The 17,857-nt window shown below is 43.0% G+C and carries 17 protein-coding genes and 1 pseudogene; all 18 read right to left on the minus strand.

Features of this window, described 5'->3' with window-relative positions:
* Positions 1 to 56: 56 nt before the first annotated feature.
* The 18 genes and pseudogenes from B7709_RS02365 to B7709_RS02455 all read right to left on the minus strand — a co-directional run bounded on the left by B7709_RS02365 (position 57) and on the right by B7709_RS02455 (position 17,857).
* The gene (locus tag B7709_RS02365; protein WP_084971360.1) at positions 57 to 512 is read right to left on the minus strand and encodes a threonine/serine exporter family protein; all 456 of its coding nucleotides are present in this window, start codon (positions 510 to 512) and stop codon (positions 57 to 59) included.
* 1 nt (position 513) lies between these two features.
* Positions 514 to 1,272: a threonine/serine exporter family protein gene (locus tag B7709_RS02370; protein WP_084971362.1), complete on the minus strand. Its 759-nt coding sequence runs from the start codon at positions 1,270 to 1,272 to the stop codon at positions 514 to 516.
* Positions 1,273 to 1,360: 88 nt separating this feature from the next.
* The gene (pknB, locus tag B7709_RS02375) at positions 1,361 to 3,253 is read right to left on the minus strand and encodes a Stk1 family PASTA domain-containing Ser/Thr kinase (RefSeq protein WP_084971364.1); all 1,893 of its coding nucleotides are present in this window, start codon (positions 3,251 to 3,253) and stop codon (positions 1,361 to 1,363) included.
* Entirely contained in the window at positions 3,250 to 3,990 is a 741-nt protein-coding gene (locus tag B7709_RS02380; RefSeq protein ID WP_061454288.1) for a Stp1/IreP family PP2C-type Ser/Thr phosphatase, read from the minus strand. Before B7709_RS02380 ends, pknB begins: the two co-directional genes overlap by 4 nt.
* Positions 3,991 to 4,005: 15 nt before the next feature.
* Positions 4,006 to 5,319 (minus strand): 16S rRNA (cytosine(967)-C(5))-methyltransferase RsmB, encoded by a 1,314-nt coding sequence (rsmB, locus tag B7709_RS02385; RefSeq protein WP_162279142.1) that lies wholly within the window; start codon positions 5,317 to 5,319, stop codon positions 4,006 to 4,008.
* Positions 5,312 to 6,247 (minus strand): methionyl-tRNA formyltransferase, encoded by a 936-nt coding sequence (gene fmt / locus B7709_RS02390; protein WP_084971368.1) that lies wholly within the window; start codon positions 6,245 to 6,247, stop codon positions 5,312 to 5,314. The genes rsmB and fmt overlap by 8 nt, the downstream gene beginning before the upstream one ends.
* Before the next feature lie 12 nt (positions 6,248 to 6,259).
* Entirely contained in the window at positions 6,260 to 8,656 is a 2,397-nt protein-coding gene (locus B7709_RS02395; RefSeq protein WP_084971370.1) for a primosomal protein N', read from the minus strand.
* 65 nt (positions 8,657 to 8,721) lie between these two features.
* Positions 8,722 to 9,036 carry a DNA-directed RNA polymerase subunit omega gene (gene rpoZ / locus B7709_RS02400; RefSeq protein WP_049501135.1) on the minus strand — a complete coding sequence of 105 codons (315 nt, stop codon included), beginning with the start codon at positions 9,034 to 9,036 and terminating at the stop codon, positions 8,722 to 8,724.
* A gap of 24 nt (positions 9,037 to 9,060) precedes the next feature.
* Entirely contained in the window at positions 9,061 to 9,687 is a 627-nt protein-coding gene (gmk, locus tag B7709_RS02405; protein ID WP_000775041.1) for a guanylate kinase, read from the minus strand.
* Between the two features lie 134 nt (positions 9,688 to 9,821).
* A complete protein-coding gene (locus B7709_RS02410; protein ID WP_049501134.1) occupies positions 9,822 to 11,435 on the minus strand; it encodes a ribonuclease Y in 1,614 nt (537 codons plus the stop codon).
* A gap of 134 nt (positions 11,436 to 11,569) precedes the next feature.
* Positions 11,570 to 13,243, minus strand: a complete 1,674-nt coding sequence (locus tag B7709_RS02415) for a P-loop NTPase fold protein (RefSeq protein WP_239822491.1) — start codon at positions 13,241 to 13,243, stop codon at positions 11,570 to 11,572.
* A 223-nt stretch (positions 13,244 to 13,466) separates the two neighbouring features.
* A pseudogene (locus B7709_RS02420) lies at positions 13,467 to 13,721 on the minus strand (Txe/YoeB family addiction module toxin).
* Between the two features lie 3 nt (positions 13,722 to 13,724).
* Entirely contained in the window at positions 13,725 to 13,979 is a 255-nt protein-coding gene (locus tag B7709_RS02425; RefSeq protein WP_000388572.1) for a type II toxin-antitoxin system Phd/YefM family antitoxin, read from the minus strand.
* Between the two features lie 133 nt (positions 13,980 to 14,112).
* Complete coding sequence (locus tag B7709_RS02430; RefSeq protein WP_084971374.1) at positions 14,113 to 15,210, minus strand: nucleotidyltransferase; 1,098 nt, start codon at positions 15,208 to 15,210, stop codon at positions 14,113 to 14,115.
* A gap of 9 nt (positions 15,211 to 15,219) precedes the next feature.
* Positions 15,220 to 15,960 (minus strand): class I SAM-dependent DNA methyltransferase, encoded by a 741-nt coding sequence (locus B7709_RS02435; RefSeq protein ID WP_345769897.1) that lies wholly within the window; start codon positions 15,958 to 15,960, stop codon positions 15,220 to 15,222.
* Positions 15,961 to 16,280: 320 nt separating this feature from the next.
* Positions 16,281 to 16,634, minus strand: a complete 354-nt coding sequence (rsfS, locus tag B7709_RS02445) for a ribosome silencing factor (RefSeq protein WP_084921331.1) — start codon at positions 16,632 to 16,634, stop codon at positions 16,281 to 16,283.
* Entirely contained in the window at positions 16,635 to 17,228 is a 594-nt protein-coding gene (gene yqeK, locus B7709_RS02450) for a bis(5'-nucleosyl)-tetraphosphatase (symmetrical) YqeK (protein WP_084971375.1), read from the minus strand.
* Positions 17,228 to 17,857, minus strand: a complete 630-nt coding sequence (locus tag B7709_RS02455; RefSeq protein ID WP_007517837.1) for a nicotinate-nucleotide adenylyltransferase — start codon at positions 17,855 to 17,857, stop codon at positions 17,228 to 17,230. The genes yqeK and B7709_RS02455 overlap by 1 nt, the downstream gene beginning before the upstream one ends.

Below are 17,857 nucleotides of genomic sequence, written 5' to 3' on the forward strand. Positions count from 1 at the left end.
GGCAAAAGAGAGAAAAAAGACTTGATTCACCAAATCAAGCCTTTTCTTTGACAGCCTTAGGAGGAGATTCCTCTCTGTTTTCGAATGTAGTAATAAATCTTTAAAATCACCGTTCCACTAGCCATTCCGATAGAAATGACTAGAGCTAACATAACCACCAAGGTCGCGCTGGCAATAGCATGGCTGTAATCGCCTGTCACAAAGAAAGCTGTCGTTCGATAGGATAAATAACCTGGTACCAAGGGGGCAAGAATAGCCAAGACAAAAACCACTGCTGGTGTCTTATAGAGAATACTTAAAATCTGGCTGATACAAGAACCAATCACCGCTGCGATAAAGGTTGCAACGATGACATTGGTTGGTTCTTTGAGTACGAGATAGAGGAGCCAAACGCCCATTCCGAGAATACCACCAGGAAGGAGCATGGAGCGTTGGACATTCAGTACGATTAAAAAGGTGATAATGGCGAGCAAACTCGCAACTGCTTGGAGTAAAATACTTGTTAGAGTCATCTTATGTCATCAAAACCAGGGCGACAGAGGTGCCAGCCCCTAAAGCGAGGGTAATGAGCAAAGATTCGAACATCTTGCTCATACCAGAGTTGATATGGTTGGTCATGATATCCCGTACCGCATTTGTCAGAGCAATCCCTGGAACAAAGGGCATGACGGCTCCTGCTATGATCAGGTCTGCCGTCGAAGGAAATCCAGTATAGCGGGCCCAGAACTGGGCGATCAATCCGAAAACAAAGGCACCCGCAAAGGCTGTTACAAATGGAATTCGGACAAACTTCTCTACATAAAGAGAGAAGGCAAATCCAAATAAGGTCGCAATAGCTGCGCCAAAAGCGTCATAGACATTGCCCCCAAACATAATCGAGAAGAAAGGGGCACTGAGAGTCGCTGCTACAGTCACTTGGAACTTGGTATAAGGAAGGGCTTGGTTTCTGATTTCCTTCAGCTTTTTAAAGGCTGTCGAGAGATCAATCTGCCCACCCACAAGCTCCCGTGATACTTGGTTGACATCGCAAACTTTTTCAATATTATAAGAGGATGAGGTCACCCGTTTCATCCGAGAAATATTGGTGTTTTCGATAGAAAAGAAAATAGCAGCGGGCATGGCAAGAACATTGCAATCCATAATTCCTTGTGAATGGGCAATACGGATCATGGTATCCTCAACCCGATGAATCTCCGAACCACTTTTCAAGAGAATGGTTCCTGCTAGCATAATGACATCAATGATGGCATTTAACTCTCTCGATTCGTCCATTTTCTCCTCCTTTTTTCTACTCCCTATATTTTATCACAAAATCTTGTGATAAAAAAATCTTTGTCATGAAATCATGACAAAGATTCATCTAGTCTTGTGTTGGAACTTGTGTTCTCTCTCCACTTGATGGATTAGTGGACGGGTTATTACCTTGATGGTTTCCCTGTGTTGGTGTTGTATCTGTTCCTTGATTCTCACGTTGGGATGAACTTGATGATGAGGATGATGAAGGAGCTGGTTTCGGTTTATAAATCGAAATCTTAATACGTGTTTTATTAAGATCCACCTTTTCACCAGGTTTAGGATCCTGACTAACAACTATTCCTGCAGTAGTTCCTTCAGGAGCAGTTGATACTTCCACAATTTCGATATTAGCTTCTTTTACACCAACAATTTGAATCAAATTGTTCTTAGTAAATTCGAGACTTGATCCAATATAACTTGGCATCGAAACGCTGGTCACTTTCTTAGCAACCGTCAAAACAATACTGGTTGCCTTGGTCAAATCATAAGTACTTCCTGCAGCTGGTGTTTGCCTTAAAACAGTTCCCTCTTCGCCCTCGCTAGATTCCTCTTCCTCAATCTTGATGAGATTTTCCGGAACCTTTTTCTCTTTGAGTTCTGCAATAACATCCGAGGACTTACGTCCCACATAGTTACTCAGCTGGAAGGATTGCTTGCCTGATGAAACGATTAGATTTACCTTGCTTCCCTCTTTTCGGCCACTTCCAGCTTCTGGATCTGTTCGAATGACTCGGCCTTCAGCCACCGTCTCACTGGCCTCTGATTTTTCCTCGCCTACTTCAAAATTGGACTTTTTAAGGGTTTCTTTGGCCTCTGCAACGGTTTGTCCAGCCACGTCAGGAATGGCAATCGTTGCCGGAGTTTTAGAAAAAATCCAAATGAGAGAAGCTGCAACTAACAATAGACTAGCTAGTATAATCATATAGCGAGCCTTAAACTTCCGTTTTTTAGCTGGCTTTTGTACAGACGCCTGATTTGAAATTTCTTGAGTTGGTTTTCTTACTGATGGGCGTTCTTCTTGCACCTGAGTTTTAGGGATAGAAGTTAGAGTGCTTTGCGAAACCTTTGGCAAGGTTTTGGTATCCGCCTTATTGGCATCATCAAAGACCAGTTTAGGTTCATTTCGACGATTATAGGACAAGCTAGTTGACAAGTCCACATACATTTCTGAAACCGACTGATAGCGATCCGATAGCTTCTTAGCGGTTGCCTTGATAACGACATTTTCTAAAGCCTGAGGTACAGATGGATTTTCAGCAATGACTGATGGTAGTGGTTTTTGAAAATGCTGGAGAGCAATCGTAACCGCACTATCCCCATCGTAAGGGATATGACCAGTCAGCATTTCATAGAAAATAATCCCCATGGCATAGATATCACTCTGGAAAGTCGCTTTTGAGCCACGCGCTTGCTCAGGTGACAGGTAATGAACAGATCCTAGCATAGAATTGGTCTGAGTCAGACTGGTCTCTGCAAAGGCTACTGCAATCCCAAAGTCCGTGACCTTGGCAGTACCATCTGGGGTCAAAAGGATATTTTGAGGTTTCAAATCTCTGTGAACGATCCCGCGAGCATGTGCTAAACGCATAGCCAAGAGAATCTGTCCCATAATACGAACTGCTTCCTCATTTGAAAGAGGGTAATTTTCTTTGATATATCGTTTAAGGTCAAGGCCAGCCACATACTCCATCGCTAGGTATTGTTGACCGTCTTCTTCACCGATATCTGTTATCCGAACGATATGAGGATGGTCTAGATCTGCCATAGCTCTCGCTTCTCTCTGAAAGCGCGCTACAGCTATTGGGTCAGTTTGGTAGTTGGTCCTCAGGACCTTGACAGCTACCTCTTCCCCATCCAAGATCAAATCCTTGGCCAAATAGACATCTGCCATGCCTCCTCGACCAATCTGTTTTAGAATCCGATACCGTCCGGCAAAAATTTTGCCGATTTGGATCATTCTATAGCCTCCTCGTTCATGTAAACAAGGGCAACTGTAATATTATCTAAACCACCTGCATTGTTGGCAAAACGAATTAAGGTTGCCACTTTGTCTTCCAAGGAAATATCACTGGTTACAATATCGTAAATCTCACTACCTGAAATCATATTAGTCAAACCATCACTATTGAGCAAGAGATAGTCTCCCGGCTCTAGGCTAACCATACCAAAATCTGGTTGAATTTCATCTTTTTGTCCGATAGATTGAGTAATGATGTTTTTCTGTGGGTGTGTTTCAGCTTCTTCTGGGGTCAATTGGCCAGCTTTCAACAAAGCATTAACCAAGGAATGATCACTCGTCAACTGATGATACTCTTCACCACGAATCAAACCAATACGAGAATCTCCGATGTGAGCATAGATGGCCTGATTTCCAATAATGGCTACTGCTTCAAGGGTTGTCCCCATTCCTTTATAAGCCTCATCGCGACCAAGTTGATGAATTTTTTGATTTTCAATTTCTAGGTAGTGGGCAAACCATTCACGAACTTCATTGACCGTGTCAATTTGGGTATCAACCCAAGCCACGCCTAGGTCTGTTACCGCCATCTCACTAGCGATATTTCCTGCACGGTGTCCTCCCATCCCATCAGCCAAGATGATCATGGTGCGTCCTGCTCGGTTGACAAAGTGATTGACATAGTCTTGGTTATTTGTTCGTTTCTGACCAACATCTGTTAATAATGCTATTTCCATTGTGTCAGTTCCTTCCTAATCTGATATCTTGCGAAATTGGCTAATGAAGAATCCATCACTTCCGTATAGTTCAGGGGTGATCAAGATGCAGCCATCTTTCAAGATATCCTTGCATTCGTGTTCTAGTTTTACCTGTTCAAACTCTGGATGACTTTCTAAAAAAGCTTCAACAACTTGAAAGTTCTCCTCTGAGACAATAGTACAGGTACTATACGTTATTATACCACCTTTTCGTAAGGTTTGACAAACATTACCTAATATTTCCAGCTGAATTTGCTGTAATGATGCGAAATTCGCTGTTTCTTTGTTGTATTTGATATCTGGTTTGCGGCGCAAAAGTCCAATTCCAGAACAAGGAGCATCTACTAAAATCTTGTCAAATGAGTCCCGACCGAAAAATTCATGTACTTTTCTGGCGTCCAATTTTTGTGTCTGAACCCGATCCGCCACACCCAAACGTTGGGCGTTTTCTTGGATCAAGTCCAACTTGTGATCATAAAGATCCAAAGCCGTAACCCTTCCAGATGTGAGGTAAGAAGCCATATGGGCTGTTTTCCCACCCGGAGCGGCACAGGCATCTAGGACCTCTTCATCCCCTTGTAGATCAAGAGTCGGAGCAACCAGTTGACTGGACTCGTCTTGGATGGTAATAGCACCCTCTAAAAACAAATCATGTCCCGCAAAGTGTCCCTGCTCCTTTACCAAACCAGAAGCGGCCAAAGGTGAATCACTCGCCTCTAACACGGTCTTGATTTCCTCTTTTCGGCTCAAGTCGGTCACCCGAATACTGGCCTTATTTCGCACCAAAAGACTTTCAAAAATGGCTTGGGCTCGCTCTTCGCCGTATTCTTCCTTGAGCTTAGACACGAGCCAAACTGGGAGAGAATAAGCAATGGAATCACGCTTGTTTTTGCGTTTGATAGTTTCAATATCTGGCCAGCCTTCTCGCAAGATACGACGAAGGACTGCGTTGACCAATTTTTCACTGCCTTTTTTACGGGCTTTGGCTAGTTCCACTGCTTCATTGACCACAGCATGGTCAGGCACCTTATCTAGAAAACGGACTTGGTAGGCGCTCATAAGGAGTAGGATATAGAGCCAGTTATCTAGCTTACCTCGGTCTTCGATAAAGTGGGACAGATACCATTCTAAGGTGAGTTTGCGGGCTACTGTTCCGTAAACAATCTCTGTCACCAAGCCCTTGTCTGCTGCTGAGAGTTGACTGCCTTTGAGGTGTTTATTTAAAGCAATATTGGAATATGCTTGGTTGACAAAAACATCCTCTAGCACTGCTAGAGCTAGATTTCTAGCCGTTTCTACTTTAGTCACCAAATCGTTCTCCTACAGTCAATGTTCGTCCAACTCCGTTGAGGAAGGATGCAATGTCCATCTTAGGCTTACCTGCTGGCTGCACTTGCTTGAGAGATAGAGCTCCGTCTGCCGTTGCAACGATCAATTCCTTCTTGCCAATAGAGAGGATCACACCTGGATTTCCCTGACCTTCTACTGGGAGGGCTTCATAAATCTTGAAGCGGTCGCCTTTGAGAAAAGTATGGGCAACGGGCCAAGGATTCATCCCACGGATTTGGTTAAAGAGTTGACGATTGGTTTTAGTCCAATCCAGTTTTTCTTCCTCTGGCTTGATATTTGGCGAGAAAGTGACCAAACTTGAATCCTGAGGCACAGGTTTAATCTCCCCAGCAATATAGGCAGGCAAAGTATCCAAGAGTAAATCACGACCTACAATCGCCAATTTTTCAAACAAGGTCCCGACATTGTCCTCATCTGAGATGGGAATACTGCGGCGGGAAATCATGTCTCCTGCATCCATTTCCTTCACCATTTCCATAATGGTTACTCCAGCTTCCTCATCCCCTTGAATCAAGGCATAATGAATGGGGGCACCACCACGGTGTTTTGGAAGGAGGGAGGCATGAACGTTGACCGCAAAGTCCATGCTATCAAGAAGTTTACTTGGGAGAAACTGCCCAAAAGCAGCGGTCACAATCCCATCTGCTCCTAGCTTCATAATAGCTTCCAGCTCTGGACTTCCAGATAATTTTTCAGGTTGGTAGATAGGAAGACCTGCTTCTTTGGCTGCTTGCTTGACTGGGGTTTCTTGGATCACTTTTTTTCGGCCGACAGCGCGGTCTGGCTGAGTCACAACAGCTAGAACCTCGTAACGGTCATCTGATAACAAGCCCTTCAAAACTGTTGCTGAAAAATCGGGAGTCCCCATAAAGATTAGTTTTGTCATTTCTTCTCCTTCTTATAAAAATTGCTGCGGTTCGTGGTCAATGCTGAGACGAAGCTCGCTATTTTCACGTTCTTGAGTCAAGGTCAAAACTCGATTGAGGGTTGGTCCTAGCTCATCTTCTAAACGGTATTTAATCAAAATCTGGTAATGATAAAGGTTGTGGGTACGGGCAATGGGTTTTGGTGTCGGTCCAAGGATTTTACTAGTTTCCGATAAACCTGATCGCAAAATTCCCATAACTTCATAGGCACGTTTGACAACCTCTTCTTCTTTCTTGTGAGAGAGGGTAATCCCAATAGTGAAATAATAAGGCGGATAGCCGAGTTGGCGTCTGATACTCATTTCATAGGCATAAAAACCTTCGTAATCCTGATCTTTTGCAAAACGAATGGCATAGTGTTCTGGATTGTAAGACTGGATCAAGACCTGCCCAGCCTTTTCCGCTCGACCTGCACGACCAGCCACCTGGGTCAAGAGTTGGAAGGTTCTCTCAGAAGAACGGAAATCAGGCAGATTCAAGGCCGTATCCGCATTGAGCACTCCGACCAAGGTCACATTTGGGAAATCCAAGCCCTTGGCAATCATCTGAGTTCCCAGCAAGATATCCGCTTCCCCTTGACCAAACTGGTCAAGAAGAGCTTGGTGACTACCTTTCCTGCGGGTCGTATCCACATCCATCCGCAGAATGCGAGCCTGAGGAAAGAGCTCTGCCAGCTCATCGTAAGCTTTCTGAGTCCCTGTACCGTAGTAGCGAATGCTGCGACTCTGACAGTTGGGACAGACATGAGGAATTCCCTTAGAAAAGCCACAGTAATGGCAGTTCATGGTCTTGGTATCCATGTGGAGAGTCAAAGAAATGTCACAGTTGGGGCAGCTATCTACCGTCCCACACTCTCGACACATAACAAAGCTAGAATAACCCCGACGGTTGAGCATGAGGACTACCTGCTCTTTTTTATCCAGACGGTCTTGGATGGCCTCTAGCAAAGGAGGCGTAAAGTTTGACGTCTCATTCTGCCCGATATAGTCCCGAAAGTCAATCACTTGAACCTCAGGAATAGTGGCTAAAGGATTGGCCCGTTGGGTCAGACGTAAGTGTTGATAGACGCCTTTTCCAGCCCGCGCACGACTCTCTAAGCTCGGTGTTGCCGAACCAAGGACTAGGGTTGCTTGATTGTACTGGGCCCGTAAAATGGCGACCTCTCTAGCATGATAACGGGGATTGCTGTCTTGCTTGTAGCTGGCTTCATGCTCTTCGTCGATAATTATGACACCTAGATTTTTAAGCGGAGCAAAGATAGCTGATCGAGCGCCAACAACAACTTGGGCATCTCCGCGCTCAACCTTGCGCCATTCGTCGTACTTTTCACCATTGGAAAGGCCTGAGTGGAGAATGGCTACTTTCTCACCAAATCGGGCAATAAAACGTTCCGTCATCTGTGGCGTCAGGGAAATCTCAGGTACCAGCAAAATGGCCGTCTTACCCTTATCCAAGGCTCCTTGGATAATCTGCAAGTAAACCTCCGTTTTCCCACTTCCTGTAATTCCTTGAAGGAGGAAAGGAGGCTGTTGACTGCCAATAGCACTGACAATGGCATTACGCGCCTGTCTTTGTTCTGGATTCAATTCCAAAGGTTGACTGGCTTCAATGCCTTCAAAATAAGCGGCTGAGCGTTGCACTTCCTTTTGGACTATGGTTAGAGCTCCTTGCTCCACAAAGAAGTTGACTTGCTCGCGTGAGTAGGATTCTAACAAGCTAGCCAGAGGAGCACTCTCAGGATGAGACAGCAAATAGTCTCTCAGCTCTGCCTTTTTCTTTGCACGCGCAGAAATCTCAATCTGCTCTAGTCGAGTAGCATCAACCTCATACCAAGACTGGGTCTTGACCTTCTTTTGATCGACTGCCTGGTATTCTAAGCGGAGCAGACCTTTCCTGGTCAAGCGCATCATTTCTGCCTGTTTAGCAAGGTCTAGAGAAGAAAAGACTAGCGAATCTTCTGAACCAAACAGACGCTCTCGGTCTGCCTGACTCAGACCTTCCAGAGGATAGAGAATCTTATCATAACTGGAGTTTAAAAATCCCGGCAACATGGCTTTTAGAATGGAGATTTTATAAGAAAAGACGGACTTTCGTAATTCCTCAGCTAGCCAGAGTTGCTCTTGCGTGAGGACAGGAGAAAAATCTAGCACCTCTGCAATCTCTTTCAAGTCCTGACCTTCCATCTCTTCATCTGACTGGGACTCCAGGCCAAGAACAATTCCTTGGATCAAGCGATTGCCCTTGCCAAAAGGCACATGAACCCGCATACCGACTTCCAGCATGTCTACAAATTCCTCAGGGACCTTGTAGCTGTATGGCTGGTCCGTCTGCATCAGGGGAACATCCACGATAATCTTTGCAATAGCCATCTTCTCACCTCCTTCTTGTCAGCAAATTCTTGCAATAGAAAAAATAAGATTGAGTCCCCCCAACCTTAAATTTTTTCACCATCTTCTTTTTCTTTAGCGATTTGCTCTTTGATTTTCTTTTCTTCTTCTTCTTTGCGGCGTTTTTCTTCTTCGATACGACGACGAACCGCTTCACGTTTTCCTTCTGGATCTGGGTGAATGGTTACATTTCCTGACTCGATTTCTTCCAAAGCACGAAGAGTTGATTTTTCAGACTTAAACTCTTGAGTTGCTGGCGCACCTGCTTCTAGTTCGTGGGCACGCTTTGCTTCCAAGATTACGAGTGAATATTTTGATGGCACCTTGTCTAGCAAGGTATCGATAGAGGGTTTTAACATCATTTGCTTGTACCTGTTTCCTATAGTTTATCGAGTAGTTGGAGATTTTGGCAACATCTCCTGGTAGTGACCAATGACACGGTCCACACGGAAGTGTTCTGCTTCGATCACACGCTTGACACGTTCAGCAGCGAGGGGCACCTGATCGTTGACAATGGCATAATCATACTCCCGCATGAGGGCAATTTCTTCCTTGGCTTTTTCGATTCGTTGGGCAATCACTTCAGCGCTATCTGTTCCACGACCTACCAAACGATCTTGCAATTCATCCAAATCTGGTGGCGTTAGAAAGATAAAGACAGCATCTGGAACCTTTTTCTTAACCTGAAGAGCTCCTTGGACTTCAATCTCAAGAAAGACATCGATTCCCTTGTCTAGGGTTTCGTTGACATAGGTCAAAGGAGTTCCATAGTAGTTACCGACATATTCTGCATATTCCAACATCTGACCTTGACGGATCAGCTCTTCAAACTCTTCACGAGTACGGAAGAAATAGTCCACTCCATCCACTTCACCAGGACGTTGCGCACGCGTCGTCATCGATACAGAGTATTGAAATTGATTCTCAGAACTCTCAAAAATCTCTCTTCTAACCGTTCCTTTCCCAACTCCTGAAGGACCAGAAAAAACGATTAGCAAGCCTCGGTCTGCCATTATGTCTCCTTTAGTTAGTCTGTGAAATAAGGTAAAATTTCTCTCGGATACTGATAATCGCGTCAGTTATCCTTCTACAGTCTTTCTATCTAGTGTAACAAAAAAGCAGTAATATTTCAACTGCTCTTTCTTATTTATTTAGCATAATCTACTGCACGAAGTTCGCGGATCACGGTTACCTTGATGTTTCCTGGGTAATCGAGATTGTTTTCAATTTTCTCACGAACTTTGTGAGCCAAGATTGTGACTTTGTCGTCTTTGATTTGTCCTGGATTAACCATGATACGGATTTCACGTCCTGCTTGAAGGGCAAAGCTATTTTGCACCCCTTCAAAGCCATTGGCGATTTCTTCCAAATCATGGAGACGCTTGATATAGCTTTCAAGAGACTCACTACGAGCACCTGGACGCGCTGCACTCAATGCATCTGCTGCGGCAACGATCACTGCAATGACGCTTTCGGCTTCCACATCGCCGTGGTGGCTAGCAATGGTATTCACCACAACTGGGTGTTCCTTGTACTTACGAGCCAACTCCGTACCAATCTCAACGTGGCTACCTTCAACCTCGCGGTCAATAGCTTTCCCGATGTCATGAAGGAATCCAGCACGACGGGCAAGAGCTGCATTTTCACCAAGTTCACTGGCGATGATACCAGATAACTTAGCAACCTCAATCGAATGACGCAAGACATTTTGTCCATATGAAGTACGGAACTGTAAGCGTCCCATGATCTTCATCAAGTCTGGATGGAGGTTTGGCGCACCAATCTCATAGGCAGCAGCCTCACCATATTCACGGATCTTATTGTCAATCTCTTGACGGTTTTTCTCAACCAACTCCTCGATACGAGCTGGGTGGATACGGCCATCCTTGAGCAACATTTCCATGGTCATACGAGCAATCTCACGTCGAATCGGATCAAATCCTGACAAGGTTACCACTTCTGGTGTATCGTCAATGATGACATCTACCCCTGTCAAACTTTCAAAGGTACGAATGTTTCGTCCTTCGCGTCCGATAATGCGTCCCTTCATGGTATCATCTGGTAGGTGAACTGTCGAGTTTGTTGACTCTGCTACATACTCACCAGCGATACGCTGCATAGCCTGAACCAAGATATCTTTCGCAATCTTGTCTGAACGTTCCTTCACTTCTTGCTCAGCCTCACGAATACGGCTAGCAATTTCCTTGCTCAAGTTTTCCTCTGTTTGAGCCAAGATAATATCTCGAGCCTCAGTTTGGGAAAGCGAGCCGATACGTTCCAGTTCAGCTTCTTTTTGTCTTTCGACTTCCTCTAATTGCTCTTCACGTGCATCAAGGTTTTTTGCTCTATCAGAAATACTTTGTTCTTTTTGTTCAAGTGTTTTTTCTTTGTTCGTCAAATTGTCGTCCTTACGGTCAAGGCTCGTAGCTCTCTCCGTCAAACGACTTTCAATTTGCTTGAGCTCCTGACGTTCTGACTTAAATTCAGCGTCCACTTCTTCACGGTATTTTCTGGCTTCCTCTTTGGCCTCCAATAGTGCTTCTTTTTTAAGAGACTTGCTTTCGCTCTTGGCTTCATTTAGCAATAAATCCGCTTCGCGCTCAGCTTGTCCTCGTAAATTAGTTGCTTCTTGTTCAGCATTTAGAAGCATCAACTCTGCAGCCTCTTGAGATGATTTCATCTTAGCTGAGATGCTGACATATCCAATGACTAAACCAATGATGACGGCAAAAACAGCAATCGCAAGTGTCATGATTTCCATGTTTTTACCTCATTAAATTTGTTTATCGAATGACATACATTCCTTAATATTCTATCACAAAAAACCGATTTTCACAAACCCAAATTGAAGAGTTTTGTGTGAATTTTAGACAAAGAGTCATCTACTTCTAAGCTCTATTGTATTAAATTATCTAGTGGAATATGATTAATTGTAATTTGCCCTTTTGATTCTAAAGGTAAGCATTTTTTTATAAAGTTCTGACATTTCGCGTCTTTCAATTCATCTATGTTAATCACTTGATAATTATTTTTTATTCTATCATTTAAAATATCATAATAAATTTCAACTAAACAGCCCTTTGTTCGGCCACAGAGTATGTCATGAGCATCATAATACACTTTGTGTCCTGTTTTTGAGATAAATAGATTCCTTAGTTTGACTTCCCATAGACACGATAACAATTGGAAATAATATATAGGTTCTTGGGGGTAATCAAAATACATATCCTCCTCTGAAGTAGGTAAAGAACCCAAAGAACTTAAAACTACAAACTTCTCTAACATTTCAAAATGAAAATATGAGTCTAACTCATAGAACTGCTCATACTCGTCTACTTCATAAATGCCATTAAAAAATTCAAAAAATAATACTAGAATACTATCAGTTCCCATGCGTCCATTCATGCAATCAACGATGTAATTTGATATCTTTCTACCAAAATATGGTAGAAGCCTATTCGTTGTATAATCACTCTCAATTATATTTGAAAGTTCTTCTAATGATTTCTGGAACTCTCTTAAACTTGGTTTTTTAACTTTTGAATCTTTATTTTTATCTTCTACGACTCTTTCGTCTACATCTACATAATAAATTTTAAAAATTAATGATAGAATTTTCCCAAGGTCATCATCTCTCAATTTACTCTTTTTCAAAATGTTATCTATGACTTCCTCTGTAGGTTCCATTCTATTATGATTTAACTTAAATTTATTATCAATAATCTCCTTTGCTGACCCAATTTCCTCACTATTTAAAATTACAATAATTTTAAATCTTTTATTCTCAGAAAGACAGTCAATATAACCCAATAAATCATTGTAATCTGAAGGGTTATCTGATTTTGCTACATATGAAACCCGTTCAAAATCATCAAAAATAATGATAGAATCTCGCTTCATCAAATCCGTTCCAACTGTTTTAAAGAACCATTTAAAAACTCCTCCAACAAGTGGAATAAAGTCCAAATTTCCGAGTATGGATTGTTTTTCTATTTCATTGATCAATATTTTCTCGGCTTGCTCTCTTGTTTTTATCCCAAAGCAGGAAATATAGTAGATTTCTTTCTTTTTATAAATTTGATTTTCAAAAAACGTCTTTATAAAAAATGTTTTCCCACTTCCCCAAGAACCATCCAACCAGAAGACATTATGAATAGAGGCCGGACTATTTAAAAACTCCACCAGATGAGTTTGATAAGGATAGTCATCCAAGTCATATTCCGGAAATCGCTCTGGGTCCAGTTTCTTATAACTAACTTTTTTAAAAATTATGTCTAAAAACCAGAACAGTATTGTTGGTATAGTCAGTGCTAACAATATTATTACACGATTCTCATACAAAATTGAAATAATATCTTTAAAAAAATTATAATTAGATAAAAATTTATAGATAGGTAAAGCAAAGCGTTTAAATTGTTCAATCTCAAGTGCAAGATATAGTACCCATATACTGGCTATAAATATTTTGTACCATTCAACAATTCTAACATTACTACTCCATGATGGTCTTTGAAATGGATATTTCAGTAGCCGTTCAAAATTCAGAAAAGTATTAAATATGCTGTTCATTATATTTCTCATATATCGCTCATATATCCCTCTTTTAATCTATATTATCATGATTATACCACAAAATAAGAGTTATTAAGCGGATTCAAGGGACAAGAATTTAGTTATTATACTAAAATTTTTCACTGATTTCTTAACTTAGGAAATCTGTCATTTTCCAAAAATTTACCTTCAATTTACTAGCTAAAATTTCTAAAATAAAAAAGCCCACTTTTCAGTAGACTTAGTAATGATCTTTGAAGGACAAGAAAGCCACGCTATCTCCATCCATCATATAAATCAAGCGATTTTCTGCATCAATGCGACGTGACCAAGCACCTTGATAATCATACTTGAGCGGTTCTGGTTTCCCCATTCCTACAAAAGGATCGCGTTGAATATCCTTGATTAATTTATTGATTCTTTTTAGTGTTTTCTTGTCCTGGTTTTACCAATAGTAATAATCCGCCCAGGCATCTTCTGTAAATCTGAGCAGCATTTCTCACTCCTCAATCACATGGACTTGTGTGCTTCCAGCACGGACTTGAGCCATTCCTCGCAAGACCTTGTCAGAAAGTTCCTTATTTTGAGCGATTCTCAGGGTTTCTTGAATACTATCCCACTCGCTCTTTGAAAGAACTACAATGTCCTCGTCTGGATTTTTATTGACCACCGTCAAAGGTTCAAACTCATCGTTTACCTTCTTCATATAGTCCTTTAAATGATTTCGGAATGTTGAATAAAGAACTGCTTCCATAACCATACCTCGTTTTACCTCTTTTCCACTATTATACACGAAAAGGAAAAAAATATCAGGAACTTGTACAAGATTTTTCCTTTTCTATCTAGTTATTCGAAAATCTTCTAAAAAAGCCTACCTTTCAGTAGACTTAGTTTGTTTCTATTCTAATGGGTACCCTGCCGAAATTCTGCTCTGCTATACTTGGATTCCCTAGTTGGTAAATCTGGTCTGCTTTTTGGGTCATGGCATCCCAAGGTTCTTTACCAATTCGGCTAAGTAGATGGACCTGCTCTTTCAGAGACTTGAGATGCTGTCTACCTTTTTCGGTAAAACCAAGGACATGAATGGCTTTTGGCAAATCACTTTCTCTGGCCTGCACTAAAATATAGGTCAAGAGGCGTCTGACACGCGCCTTAGTGTAGCGTTTGGTCGCAACAGCCTCGACCAATTCTTCCACAGACTGGGCTGTCTTGATGGCATCCTTGATACGCACTGCCATTTCTTGATTGACCTGATAGATAGTTGTTAAGTCTGGATTTGACAAGATTTGATAGCGGAGCAAGGGAAAATAGTCATCCCAGCTCACCTTACTTGCCTGCTCAAAGAGAGCAACAGAAGGCATAAAGCGTTCTAAGAAATCTTTGTCCCTCTGGTGCTGACGGAGGGCTGTTGCCGAGGCAAAGTCCACATCCTTGTCCACAGAATGGTAATTCGCTCCCTGACGCTGAATCGGCTCAAGCTTAATGTTGCATCCTGAAACCGCCTTGGCATAGGCCAGAGCAAGAACATGATTGGGGGTATTGCCAGAAAAATCAAGACCTGCAAATTCCTTCCACATGGCTTGGGTTTTCTGGGGATAGGAGAGAGAATCAGGCAAATTTTCCACAAAATTCTCCATCTCTCTACCTTGCTCTGTGTATAAGTCAGCGATTTTCTGGTAATCCAGAACTTCTTCTGTCCCAAAAGCGAGGCTATCAATGCCCAACCGAGCCAAGATATCCACAGCTCCTTGGCCAAAGAAATCCGCCGCCTGAACACTGACTAAAAAGGGCAATTCCACTACCAAGTCTGCGCCATTTTCCAGTGCCATCTGGGCCCGTGTCCACTTATCAACGATAGCGGGCTCTCCGCGCTGCATGAAATTTCCAGATATGGCAACGATTTTCAGCCCCTCCACCTGATCCAGCAGGTATTTATGGCCATTATGAAAAGGATTGAACTCCGCGATAATACCGGTGATGGTCATGATGCTCTCCTACTTCTGCGCGACAAAAAACCAACGGGTGCTGGTTTCTGTTGGTTCCTTGTCCTCAAAGTCCGCATAGAGTTTGAAGGACTTGAAACCAGCTTGTTCCAGCAAAATATCATAGGTCAAGACCTCATAAGTTCGCTCCTCATGCACTTCATCGTGGCGACTAAAGGAACCGTCTGCTTCCTTGATAAAGAAGGTCAACTCATGCACGATGGAGTGAGGTGCCGCGTCCTCGTAGGTATCCCAGAGCATGGCAAAATCTTCTGCATTTTCATGGTAAGAATAGCCTGGAAAAACTTCATCTGTCTGGTAGGTCGAATGGACATCAAAGATAAACACACCATCTTCGTTGAGGGCATTATAGACTTCCTTAAAGACGTCCCCTACTTCCACCTCATCCTGCATATAGCAGATAGAGTCCGAATAACAAGTGACAAAGTCATATTTACCCGCCTTGGATAAATCCAGCATGTTGCCTTCTATAAAAGAAATCTTTTGCTTGGCTGAAGTCGCTCTCTTCTCTGCAATCTTCAGCATATCTGCACTCAAGTCGAGTCCAGTTACATCAAAACCAGCTTGAGAAAAGCGGACAGACTGGATACCTGTTCCACAAGCCAATTCTAAGAGTTTCTTTCTCTCCTTAGTCTTAGGCAAATGTCGCAGCGAAAAATCCGTCCATTTGTCGTATAAACTATCATCCATCACAGCATCGTAAACAGCCGCAAAGGTTTCATAAGTTGCCATATTCATGATACCAAGTCCGTCCGTAATCGGAATGAAAATTAGGAGCTTGACGATGGAGACGAGCTCCAAGGAAGGCTATCTATTTTCCGATGATTACAGGACGGGTTCAAATCCTTTCTAAGATACAAAGAGCGTTAAAAGCAAGGAGAAAATAGGAAACTTTCTGTTGTATCGTCAGATACCAAGGAAGTTACTCTTTTTCTCACAGCTCTTAGCTCGTGTTCAGTTTCAACATCAACCAAACACGACGCCCTCACCTTTCCATCAATTTCTTTTAAAATAAGCAAAGAAACCCAGTTGACTGCAACTGAGTTCATCTACTAGGCCAAAGTTTCAGATAAATCTACTGACTCCGCCTCATGCCATAGTTTTTCAAGGTTATAGTGGGCGCGCATTTCTTCTGAGAAGATATGCACAACGACCCCACCGAGGTCTAGCAAGACCCAGCCTCCCGCTGCATCGCCTTCGACATGACTGCCTTTAAAGCCCGCCTCAGCTACTTTTTCACGAATGTTATCAGCGATTGCGTCCAACTGACGGCTATTCATCGAGCTAGTGATAACAAAGTAGTCAGTCACGCTAGTCAAATCTTGTACATCAAGTGCAAGGATGTCCTCCGCACGTTTCTCATCAGCCGCTTTCACGACTAGTTCTAGTAATTCTTTTTCGTTCATTTAGTCCTCTTTCAAATAGTGCACATAGGCGTTATAGGTTTCAAGGGTTTGGGGATAGATGGGAAATCCCTGATGAGCTAGATGCTCGACAGTGCGAGCTGTCTCATAGGCCACTGCCTTATTGAGCGATAAACTTGCAATCTCACGCGCCTGGTCCACTCCTGGAAAGGCACGATTGTGCTCGATGTAGTCTGCTACATAGATGACCTTGTCTAAGTCTGTCATCTGAGCCGCCCCGACTGTATGGATTTCAATAGCTCGCAGGATTTCTGGATCATGCAAATCCAAGTCTTCCTGAATCTTGTAAATTCCAACCATACCATGCCAGACATTATTGCCCCAGTTTTTGAGGTCAGGGTCTAATTGGTAACGGTCAATCAAGTCTAGAAATTCCTGATCTGACAGCTTTTTAGCATAGTCATGAAGAAGTCCTGCTAGACCAGCTTTCTCGGCATCGACTCCGAATCTCTCCGCTAGTTCTATGGCTGCACGCTCTACACCCAAGCAATGGGTTAAACGTTTTTCAGGTAGAAACTCTGCCATTTTTTCCAACAAAGCCTCTCGGGAGCAGTTGATATAGTCTTGATAGGCCATCAGTAGAGCCCCTCCTTCTCGATGTAGTCTAGCACTGGCTGAGGTAGGAGAAAGTTAGGTTTCCGACCTTGGGCAAGGAAGTCACGCACCATGCTGGATGAGATATCCATGAGGGGTACATCCACCCAGATGACTGGATAGGAAGTCCCTGCCTTGTAGCGTGGGCGCTGAACCCCCACAAACTGAACCATGTCAACCAGCTCATCAATTCGGTACCACTTGGGCAGATAATCCACCATATCAGCTCCGATAATGAAGTAATAATCCGTGTCAGGATGTTGCTCTGTCAAAATCTTCATGGTGTCGTAGGTGTAGGAAATGCCCTTGCGCTCTAACTCAATGGTTTCAATGGCTAGGCCTTCAATCCCCTCAATCGCCAATTCAAGCATCTTGAGACGATGGTGCTCAGGGATGGTTTCTTTTTTATCTACATGAGGGGGCTGATATTCAGGCATGAGCAGGACCTGATCCAGTCCCAACTGTTGTCGCACTTGGTCCGCAACGATAAGATGGGCATTGTGAACGGGGTTAAAATTTCCCCCTAAAATCCCGACTTGTTTGCGTTTTTTCTCCTTGATTTCTGGCTCCAACTCTACCTTGGTAAAGGGAGTCAATAATTCAATTGCCAT

It is taken from the genome of Streptococcus oralis subsp. dentisani (assembly GCF_002096335.1).
In the GTDB taxonomy this organism is placed as follows: domain Bacteria; phylum Bacillota; class Bacilli; order Lactobacillales; family Streptococcaceae; genus Streptococcus; species Streptococcus oralis_Z.